Genomic DNA, 8,867 nt, shown 5'->3' with positions numbered 1-8,867 from the left:
GCGAGCCCCGTGATCCCGAGGTGGGCGACCGCCGCGCCGGGCGGCTGGCGGCGCCCCTTCGCTCCGGCGGACGAGGGCGGGCTCGGTGCGCAGGACGCGGGCGCCCACGGCGGTGGTCACGCACAGCAGCGCCAACAGCACGAAGGCGTGGCCGAGAGCGACGAAGTGGGTCAGCCAGCCGATCACGGCGGGGCCGGCGGCGTGGTGGGGCAGGCTGCGCGCGGGGTGAAGGTCGTTGCGGCCGGGCGCCGGGTCAGGCCCGCCAACGCCCCGGGTCCGCTGGCCGGCCGGATCACCTCGGCGAGCACTCCGGTGACGTCGAGGCGGCGACGGCGGCCCTGGTGAAGCGGGCGATCCCGGACGCGATGGACCTGCTGGACCAGTCCCGTATCGGCGGCCGGTACGACATCGTCGCGCACCCCTGGCTGCCCGACGTCCTGCGCAAACAGTCCGCGCGCGACGCCGACCAGATCTGGGAGGCCCGCCCCAAGTGGACCCGCCCCGAACTCCCGGCCGGTGTCCACGAAGTGACCGCGCTGGACCTCAACGGCGCCTACCTGAGCGCGCTGAAGACGCTTCTGCCGCTCGGGCAACTGGAGCGCTCCGAGGGCGGCCGGCACGACCGGCGCCGTGCCGGGGTCCACCTGATCACGCCGCCCGACTGTGACCACGACGCCTACCTCCCCAACCCGATCGGGCAGCGGGACGAACCGGTACCGCTGTGGGTCACGGAGCCCACCTGCGGCTGCTGCTGCGGATCTCCGGCCCGAAGTACGCCCTGTGCGACCCCCCCGGTGATCCATGAGTCGTGGACCGCCAGGGCCACCGAGGGCCTGCTGGAGAAGTTCCGGATCACGCTGAAAGACGCCCGGGACCAGGCCATCGCCGACGGCGACGACGTCACCCTGGAATACGTCAAGGCCATGTACAGCAAGTTCGTCTCGACCCTCGGCGAGTCGAACTACAACCGCGCGATGTACCGCACCGACTGGATGCACCTCATCCGCAGCCAGGCGTTCGCCAACCTGTGGTGGAAGGCCCACCGCGCCTACGACGAAGGCCTCCTGGTGGTCCGCGCCATGGGCACCGACGAACTGCACGTGACCGGTGACTGGCGCGCTGTCTTCCCCGAAGGGCGCGGCGTGACCGAGGTCAAGGTCAAGGACGTCTACACCGTCGGCGACACCACCCCCGCGACGACCCCGGAAAAGGCCTGATGACATGCCCGAACGCAACCTCGACTTCGGCAAGTTCGGCGCACGCGGCATCAAGGGCCACGAAGCCGTCGCCCGCCAGCTGGACGCCCTCGCCGGCTACATCGCCACCCCCATCACCGCCCGCCGTGGCCTGCTTACCCTCCCGCGCGAACCTCGCCGCGATCGAGCAGGCCTACCGCGCGGTCCGCCGCGAGAACGTCGCCCGCTACCTCCTCGCCTGCCTCAACCGCGACGGCCGCGGCACCCGCGTCGAGTTCCACCCGCTCAACGAGTCACAGGTCTCCCGGCCCCACATGCGGCCCGTGGAGTACCGGACCCTGAACGTGCGGCACTGGGACCGGATCGTCGCCGCCTGGGCGGCCGGTGACGACGACGCCCTCGACACCGCGTGGGTCGACGACGCCGTGGTCGACCTCGGCTCCCAGTGGGGCCAGTACGAGTACGTCACCAACCTCGGCTTCGCCGCCTGAGCACCAGGCGAGCTGCCTGCTGCGAATCCACATCGCAGAGCCGGACATGCCGGCGCCCGGCGGGCAGATTTTTTCAGCCCCATTACCAGGCTGCTTTGGAGTTTTTACTGCGTCACGACCGGGGGCAGCGGTTCACATGCCTCGTGCCATGCAGGAGGAAGGGCGGCGACGCCGGTGCGGGCGGCGATGACCCCGCCCGCGATGGCGCAGGTAGTGTCGATGTCGCCGCGCCCGGCGACCGTGACCCACAGGCCCTCGTGCAGGTCGTCGAGGTGCCCCGCCGCGCACCACAGGGCGTACGGGACGGTGTCGGGCCCCGACATCCGGTAGCCGGAGCCCAGGACCTCCGCGGCGTGCCGAACCGAGGTGCGCTCGGGCATCCGGGCCGCGATCCGCACTCCCGACCGGACGTCGCTGTCGGGGAGTCGTTCGGCGACTGCCTGAAGGAAGTCCGATCTGGCCGGGGCGGGCCCGCCCCGGCTGCGGGTCGCCAGCGCCGCGGCCAGGGCGACCGCCACCGCTCCGGTGACCGCCTCCGGGTGGTGGTGTGAGACCGCACCCTGGCGGGCGGCCTGCTCAGCGACCACATCGAGGTCGGCGCCGTGCCAGGCACCGAGCGGGGCGGCGCGCATGGCCGCGCCGTTGCCCCAGGAGCCCCGGCCGCCGAACTGTCCGGCGACCACCTCCTGCCAGGGTTCGCCCGCATCGATCCGGCGCAGCACGTCATGCATGGAGGCCCCATAGTTGTGGTGCGTGTCCTCGGCGTAGGCCGCCGCGAGGCGCAGGGCCAGGCGGTCCTGGTCGACGATCCCCCCGCCCTCGACGAGCTCCCGGACGAGAACCAGCGCTTGAGCGGTGTCGTCACTCCACCGCCACAGCGGTTCCGGGGGCAGCGTCCGCGCCTCCAGGGCTGCCGCACCATGCGTGCGCAGGATGCCGAACCAGCGGTCACCGAAGGCGTCGCCGAACGCGAGCCCGTACAACGAATCCAGCACAGCAGTAGGCACGTTGATCATCGGCGCAGTATCGCAGCGCGATGGCTCTCCTGCACTCCCATTTCGGGGCGCCAGGCTTCTGACCTGGACATGATGCTGGGCGGCCTGGGCACTCAACGCTGGTTCGTGGAGCGCGCGTTCGCTCACCTGCACTGGTTCCGTCGCCTGCGGATCCGCTGGGAGACCCGCGACGACATCCACGAAGCCTTCATCGCCCTCGGATGCGCACTCATCTGTGCTGGCGGCGCTTTGAGGTCTTTCGGGCGGAAGGGATGTTCCGGTCATCGCGAAGGGAGGGCGCGTGGCACGACGGGGCATCGAGAAGATCTTCGGTGAGCTCGGCGAGATCCGCCGGATGCTCGCCGACCCCCATGCCGGGATCACGGCGCTGCACCAGGTGCAGGTGGGTCGGCACAGCAAGGTCCTGGAGCACGTCACCTGCAGCACGACCGGTGTGCGGGAGGAGAACCGCGAACTGAGCCGACGGCAGGAACGCATGCTCAGCGACCTCGGTCAGGTCCGTACGGCTGCCGACGATCTGCGTCGCGAGATCGCGCAGGCCTGGGCCCACACCCTTGGACGGTCCCACATCCCCGGCACAACGGAAGCGGCCGAGGACGTTCTTCCGGCCCGGCAGGCGCCAGCCATGGAAGCGGGGCCGGCCCCGACGACGAAGGGAAGGACGACACACCCGCAATCCACTACCCGCACATGGCGGCCGTCGCCCTCGTACGCGACGCGGCCTCCCGGACGCTTGGTGTCACCCGGATCGCCAGCCAGCTGCGCGACTGGGCCGTCGCCTGATCCCCGTCCGTCGTCCGTCGTCCGCCGAGCCACAGCAGCACCTGGGTGACGGCGGGCCCGGCCACCCGGCCACGCCCGCCGCGTACCAGCGTCCGCATGATCTCCGCCCCCGTCGGTACGGCCGTGACGTGCAGCGCCACGGCGACCGCGGCGTTCTGTGCTTCTGTGGTGTCAGGAGGCCGCCGCGACGCCGATACCGATGGCGATGAACAGCCAGCCGGTCGTCAGCTCCCAGCGGTAGCGGATCTTCGGACGGGCGAGCAGGGCGCGCAGACGTGCGGCGACGGCGGCCAGAGCGAACCAGTAGACGACGCCGGTCAGGACGTCCAGGATGCCGAGGAAGAAGATCTGCCGCGTTGTCGAGCCGCCGCCGTGGACGAACTGCGGAAGGATGCTGAGGAAGAACAGCGCCGCCTTGGGGTTGAGCACGTTGGTGAAAAATCCCTGGGTGAAGCCGGGCCGCCACCGGCCACGGGTCGGCCCGTCTCCCGTCGAGGCCCGCAGCGCGCTCGTGTCATGCGGCCCGCCGGTAAATTCCCTTCCCGCGCGCCGTTCGTGGGCCGTGCGCCGGGCGGCCGCGACCGCCCGGATCCCCAGGTAGACCAGGTAGGCCGCGCCCAGCAGCTTGATGCCGTCGTAGACCACCGGGGAACGGGCAGCGATCAACGACAGCCCGACGGCGGCGGCCAGCATGTGCACGCACAGCCCGGTCTGGGCACCCAGCGCGGCGGCCCGCCCCTTGACGGGGTGCAAGTTTCGAGTCCCAACCCACTGCTCAGGCTGCCCGTCTCGTCAGCCGCGGATGCAGCCGGTCCCATGCCTGCGCGGTGGCCTTTCCGTAAAGACGGGTATCAGCGACCGTCACGGTCTGCTCGTCGCCTCAGGTGGCCGGGTCACCGAAGGCAAACTCGCTGCCGTGCTTGGGCGGTCGGCCGCCCTGAGGGTCGTAGACCCGCGGCAGGGTGGGGCGGCGCATGACCCGGTCCGAGCGCAGCCGGCCGAGGATCTCGACGGGCAGGGCGCCCAGCAGGTGCGCGATGCGCGGGGCGTCGTACCCGGAGTCGAGTACCACCAGGATCTCCGGGTCTCCCTCGTGCCACTGCCCGGCGGCGATGAGCCCCTCGACGACCTCGCGGATCTGGGCGGTGGTGACGGCGGCGAGGTCGGCGCCGGGCTGAAGGCGGATCGCATCCAGCACGGCGGTCCACGAGGTGCGGCCGGTCTCCAACGCGGCCACGACCGAGTACGGCCAGCCCGGGATCATCTGGTGCTTGGCATCACCCCGGCCTTAGGTGTGGCAGAAGGAGCGGTCCGGGCACGTCGTGGCGTCCGGCAGCAGCCACGGTGAGACGTCGACCGCCAGGACCCTGCCGAGGTCGGCGTGGCTTTCGGCGTCGGCGAGGACGATGAGGGCGACGCTACGGGTCAACGTCTCCCGTCCATGTTCGTCCTGCTGGTCTGCTCCGCCGTACTCGGCCGGGGCTGGCGCCCGCGCTGACTGGTGTCGCGGCGGCGGAGCATCGCCGCTAGGCTCCGCCGCCGCGCCGGACGAGACCAGCGGGGCCCGCTCATTTGCCGGAGCGTAACGAATTCGCCAAGTCTTCTCAAAATCGACCCGCAGAGATCTATTAGGCAAGGCTATCCTCATCTAGCTTCAGGGTGCACTTCTTCGCTCATCCCACTGGAGTCCCCCTAATGTCCGGTTCCCAGGTAGTCCTGCTCGGCGCCATCGCAGGGTTCACCATCTACCTCGGCTTGCCCCTCGGCCGTCTGCGCAACCCGAAACCGCGACTGCGCGCAGGTCTGAACGCCGTCGCCATCGGCATCCTGATCTTCCTGGTCTGGGACGTCCTGACACACGCCTGGGAGCCGGTCGACGGAGCACTGGGCAAGCACGACTGGGGGACCGTGGCCTCCGGGGGCCTCACCCTGGCCGTGGGCCTCGGAGCCGGGCTGATGAGCCTCGTGTACTACGACGGCTGGATCGCCCGCCGTGCGGCCTCGGCTGCGCGGCCCGTCGGCCCCGGTGCAGCCGCATCCGCCGAGCTGGCCCCCAGAGTTCGCAGCCAGGCCGGCTCGCTCGCGCTGATGATCGCCACCGGCATCGGCCTGCACAACTTCGCCGAGGGCCTGGCCATCGGCAACTCCGCCGCACAGGGCGAACTCTCCCTCGCCGTACTCCTCATCATCGGCTTCGGTCTGCACAACGCCACCGAAGGGTTCGGCATCGTCGCCCCGCTGGCCGCCGAGGGCGAACGCCCCTCATGGGCCACGCTGCTGCTGCTCGGCCTGATCGGCGGCGGCCCGACCTTCCTCGGCACCGTGGTCGGCCAGCACCTCGTCAACGACACCGTGTCGATCGCCTTCCTGGGTCTGGCCGCGGGGTCGATCCTCTACGTGGTCATCGAACTGCTGGCCGTTGCCCGCAGGGCCGCACTGAAGACCCTGACCACCTGGTGCGTCCTGCTGGGCCTCGTCCTCGGCTTCGCCACCGACGCCGTCGTCACGGCCGCCGGGGCCTGAAGCTCCCGCCCCGCCTGCCGACAGCGCTCCCGAGAAGAGTCGCGGGCGACTGGCGTGCGTGATCCCGGTGAAGCTCTGCACGCTGAGCTGACCACTTCGGCTCACCCCGACTGTCCGAGGCCGGAGTGAGCACGTTCCGCGGTCACCTGCTCTTTGCCGGCAAGGCGGAGACAAAGCCCGGTCGCGGGGTGACCATGCCGGGAACGCCGATGGAACGGGTCCTGATGCTGGCGCGTTATCGGTAGCCGCTGCCGCCACGTCGTTATAGCGTTGTGAGTAAGCAGTCGTGGTTCCGAAGTTCCGTTCGCCCGTGATCGCCATCACGGGCGTTCCTGCTGTTCAGCGTCTCTCCGGACCAGGGCGATCACCTCCCGTGCGTGCAGGGTGCACGCCCGGTTTCCCTCGAAGGAGACAGTCATGGCCAAGGGCACTGTGAAGTGGTTCAACAGCGAGAAGGGCTTCGGTTTCATCGAGCAGGAGGGTGGCGGCCCCGACGTCTTCGCCCACTACTCCAACATCGCCGCCCAGGGCTTCCGTGAGCTGCAGGAGGGCCAGAAGGTCGAGTTCGACGTCACGCAGGGCCAGAAGGGCCCGCAGGCGGAGAACATCCGCCCCGTCTGATCGCGCCTCGGTAAGGCCCGGCATCCCGGGGCCTTCCGTTCTAGCGGTCGTCGCAACACCCCAGTTCAGGGGATGCGTTGGACTTCGAGGTTCGGAAGGTACGGAGCCCTCAGGCCCGCAAGAAGCTCCCTGCTGAGCGAGCTGCATACTTCCCGCTCATGCAGCAGGGCGTAACCAACGAAGATGCGTGCCGGATCGTCGGGGTGAACTCGACGACCGGCAGACGCTGGCGTGACGGTCGTGGGCCGTCCGGCCAGAACAAGGCGGTGCCACCGGTTCGTCCGGTGGCGCCGCCGTCTGCTGCCTCCTCGCGGTGCCTGAGCCAGGACGAGCGGATCTACATCGCTGACCGGATACGGGAAAACGCGGCGGTCAGGGCCGTTGCCGCGGAACTGGGCCGCAGCCCGTCCACCGTCAGCCGCGAGACCCGCCGCAACCGGACAACGAGCCCCACCGGCCAGTGGCACTACCGGCCCTGTGCCGTGCAGGCCCGCACGGAACCTCGCCGGCCCCGCCGCAAGCCGCGGAAGATCCACCAGAACCCTGAGCTGCGGGACTTCGTCCAGACCGGCCTGGACCGCCGGTGGAGCCCGGAACAGTCATGCCACGCTCTGAAGGCACAGTTTCCCGACCGGCCGGAGACGCACCTGGTCCACGAGACGGCTTACCAGGCTCTCTACGTCCAGGGCCGCGGGGAACTACGCCGTGAAGTGGCCCGCGCACGGCGCTCGAGACCAACCCGCCGCAAGCCCCAGCGGCAGACCAGAAGCCGACGGCCCGGCGTGGGAGAAGGCCCGCCGTCTCCGGGTACGAGGACCACCTGCGCCGGCTCACCTACCAGCTCATGGACGGCGCAGGCCCACATTGAGGTCGGCTGACCGCGCTCGCCCTGCGCGCAGAGGACCTGGCCGACGGCGACCAGGCCGCCGAACAGCTCAGCCTCGACGCCGCCCGGCACGCACGCCTCACCGCCGAGGGAGCGGCCGACCGGATCCGGGAGAAGTTCGGGTCCGGCGCGATCGGTCCGGCCGCCACCTACCGGCCCGCCTCCTGACCTCACCCGCGAAGGCTGCCGCAGCGGGTAGTGCCGACCCTGCCCTGCGGCGGCCTCTCGAACAGCGATGGCTGTTGGTACGACCAAGATCACGAATCGCTCGGCGAAATGCGGCAGACTTCCCGGGTGGTCGAACTACTCATATCCCTGGTGAGGTTCATAGCTGTCCTGCTGCCCACCCGCCACCTGCACCAGGACCAGGGCGCGCGAGAGGAGGCGTAGAGGGGTTGTCATCACCCTGAGAGGCGGTCGCGGGCCCAGTCCGCGAGTGCCGTGGGGACGACAGACTCGTCAGCAAAAACGGCATCCCCTCATCGAGAGGCAAGTCGCTCTCAACTCATCCATCCCAGAGGTTTTCTGATGGCTCGTCGGGCAACTCGACGGTCCGCCGGCTGGGACGGTCCCGGCCGGGAGGGAGTTTCGATCATGTACCGGACCCTGTTAGGCCGCCGGTCGGCCGCGATCCTGGTGAGTGCGACGGCGATGGCCGCCCTGCCCTCGGTCACCGCGGTGGCGGCGCCCGCGCAGGCCCAGCCGTGCGTGCAGAAGGTGGCTGTCGTCAACAATGCCGGCTTCGTTCTTTCCTGGGCCCCCACCGCCCGCACCGGGGAGCAGTCGGCCCTGACCGACGAGTACCCGATCAACCAGACCAGGGTCATCGACCTGTCCACCACGGCGTGGCCGAAGGGCACCGACGTCCGTCCGTATGTCGGGGCGGTCGGTGGGACCAAGGAGTTCGGCAGCTCCTACGTCTCCTACTGCGACAACGGTCAGACGGCCACGTACACCGTCACCGGGACTACCTTCGATTACGCGGTGACCCGGCTGACCTGACCGGCTTCCGCGACGTTCTCACGCAGCCCAAATTGCCAGGTATGCAGGACCGGCGCTCCGTTTCCCGGACGTCGCCGCTCGCAGAGGCGCTGACGTTCCCAACCAACCACACACGCCCGCTCGCGTCCGCGTGAAGATGTCCTGCGACACCGCCTGCACACGCCACGGGCTGGCGGACGGACTGTTGCTACCGTCCACCGGCCCGTGGCCCTGGCGTCCCGCATGTGACTGAGCACGCTAGGGTCAATACCGGTGATTTAGGTTGTTTTCCGGCTGGTGGAGGTGGCTCTGGTGGGCCCGGCCAGCCGGACTGTCGGGGTGTCTGGCCGTGGTGGGCTGTGGTGCTCGG

The 8,867-nt window shown here is 70.0% G+C and carries 8 protein-coding genes and 5 pseudogenes; 7 read left to right on the top strand and 6 right to left on the bottom strand.

Annotated features, from left to right (window positions below):
- Positions 1–198, bottom strand: a pseudogene (locus AB0958_RS43345) (MFS transporter); the annotation flags it as partial.
- Positions 199–302: 104 nt separating this feature from the next.
- Here AB0958_RS43345 and AB0958_RS43340 point away from each other — a divergent pair.
- Both AB0958_RS43340 and AB0958_RS43335 read left to right on the top strand, forming a co-directional pair.
- A pseudogene (locus AB0958_RS43340) lies at positions 303–1,217 on the top strand (transcriptional regulator); the annotation flags it as partial.
- A gap of 4 nt (positions 1,218–1,221) precedes the next feature.
- A pseudogene (locus AB0958_RS43335) lies at positions 1,222–1,687 on the top strand (transcriptional regulator).
- Positions 1,688–1,791: 104 nt separating this feature from the next.
- On the opposite strand, the gene AB0958_RS43330 reads toward AB0958_RS43335, so the two are convergent.
- Positions 1,792–2,703: an ADP-ribosylglycohydrolase family protein gene (locus AB0958_RS43330; protein WP_366895993.1), complete on the bottom strand. Its 912-nt coding sequence runs from the start codon at positions 2,701–2,703 to the stop codon at positions 1,792–1,794.
- 81 nt (positions 2,704–2,784) lie between these two features.
- On the opposite strand from AB0958_RS43330, the pseudogene AB0958_RS43325 reads away from it, so the two are divergent.
- Positions 2,785–2,919 (top strand): annotated as a pseudogene (locus AB0958_RS43325) (transposase); the annotation flags it as partial.
- Here the strand turns inward: AB0958_RS43325 and AB0958_RS43320 are convergent.
- From AB0958_RS43320 to AB0958_RS43305, 4 genes and pseudogenes are all read right to left on the bottom strand, one after another.
- The gene (locus AB0958_RS43320) at positions 2,912–3,253 is read right to left on the bottom strand and encodes a hypothetical protein (RefSeq protein WP_366895995.1); all 342 of its coding nucleotides are present in this window, start codon (positions 3,251–3,253) and stop codon (positions 2,912–2,914) included. The pseudogene AB0958_RS43325 and the gene AB0958_RS43320 overlap by 8 nt on opposite strands.
- 130 nt (positions 3,254–3,383) lie before the next feature.
- Positions 3,384–3,626: a hypothetical protein gene (locus AB0958_RS43315; RefSeq protein ID WP_366895992.1), complete on the bottom strand. Its 243-nt coding sequence runs from the start codon at positions 3,624–3,626 to the stop codon at positions 3,384–3,386.
- A gap of 31 nt (positions 3,627–3,657) precedes the next feature.
- The gene (locus AB0958_RS43310) at positions 3,658–4,239 is read right to left on the bottom strand and encodes a LysE family translocator (RefSeq protein WP_366895991.1); all 582 of its coding nucleotides are present in this window, start codon (positions 4,237–4,239) and stop codon (positions 3,658–3,660) included.
- Positions 4,240–4,264: 25 nt separating this feature from the next.
- Positions 4,265–4,852 (bottom strand): annotated as a pseudogene (locus AB0958_RS43305) (transposase); the annotation flags it as partial.
- Between the two features lie 329 nt (positions 4,853–5,181).
- On the opposite strand from AB0958_RS43305, the gene AB0958_RS43300 reads away from it, so the two are divergent.
- The 4 genes from AB0958_RS43300 (at position 5,182) to AB0958_RS43285 (ending at position 8,518) form a co-directional block, all read left to right on the top strand.
- Positions 5,182–6,009 carry a ZIP family metal transporter gene (locus tag AB0958_RS43300; RefSeq protein ID WP_366895990.1) on the top strand — a complete coding sequence of 276 codons (828 nt, stop codon included), beginning with the start codon at positions 5,182–5,184 and terminating at the stop codon, positions 6,007–6,009.
- A 417-nt stretch (positions 6,010–6,426) separates the two neighbouring features.
- On the top strand, positions 6,427–6,630 hold the full coding sequence (locus AB0958_RS43295) for a cold-shock protein (RefSeq protein ID WP_020120296.1): 204 nt from the start codon (positions 6,427–6,429) through the stop codon (positions 6,628–6,630).
- Positions 6,631–6,788: 158 nt separating this feature from the next.
- Positions 6,789–7,508, top strand: a complete 720-nt coding sequence (locus AB0958_RS43290; protein WP_366895994.1) for a helix-turn-helix domain-containing protein — start codon at positions 6,789–6,791, stop codon at positions 7,506–7,508.
- Positions 7,509–8,110: 602 nt separating this feature from the next.
- Positions 8,111–8,518, top strand: coding sequence for a hypothetical protein (locus tag AB0958_RS43285; RefSeq protein ID WP_366895989.1), 408 nt, complete (start codon positions 8,111–8,113; stop codon positions 8,516–8,518).
- The last annotated feature ends 349 nt before the right edge of the window (positions 8,519–8,867 follow it).

It is taken from the genome of Streptomyces sp. NPDC006655, assembly GCF_040703965.1.
In the GTDB taxonomy this organism is placed as follows: domain Bacteria; phylum Actinomycetota; class Actinomycetes; order Streptomycetales; family Streptomycetaceae; genus Streptomyces.
This window is presented reverse-complemented; position numbering and strand designations above follow the sequence as displayed.

What these genes read in the sequence shown, in the direction of transcription:
- AB0958_RS43285 (WP_366895989.1), top strand. Translation starts at nt 8,111, where the DNA reads ATGTACCGGACCCTGTTAGGCCGCCGGTCGGCCGCGATCCTGGTGAGT.
- AB0958_RS43300 (WP_366895990.1), top strand. Translation starts at nt 5,182, where the DNA reads ATGTCCGGTTCCCAGGTAGTCCTGCTCGGCGCCATCGCAGGGTTCACC.
- AB0958_RS43295 (WP_020120296.1), top strand. Translation starts at nt 6,427, where the DNA reads ATGGCCAAGGGCACTGTGAAGTGGTTCAACAGCGAGAAGGGCTTCGGT.
- AB0958_RS43290 (WP_366895994.1), top strand. Translation starts at nt 6,789, where the DNA reads ATGCAGCAGGGCGTAACCAACGAAGATGCGTGCCGGATCGTCGGGGTG.
- AB0958_RS43330 (WP_366895993.1), bottom strand. Translation starts at nt 2,703, where the DNA reads ATGATCAACGTGCCTACTGCTGTGCTGGATTCGTTGTACGGGCTCGCG.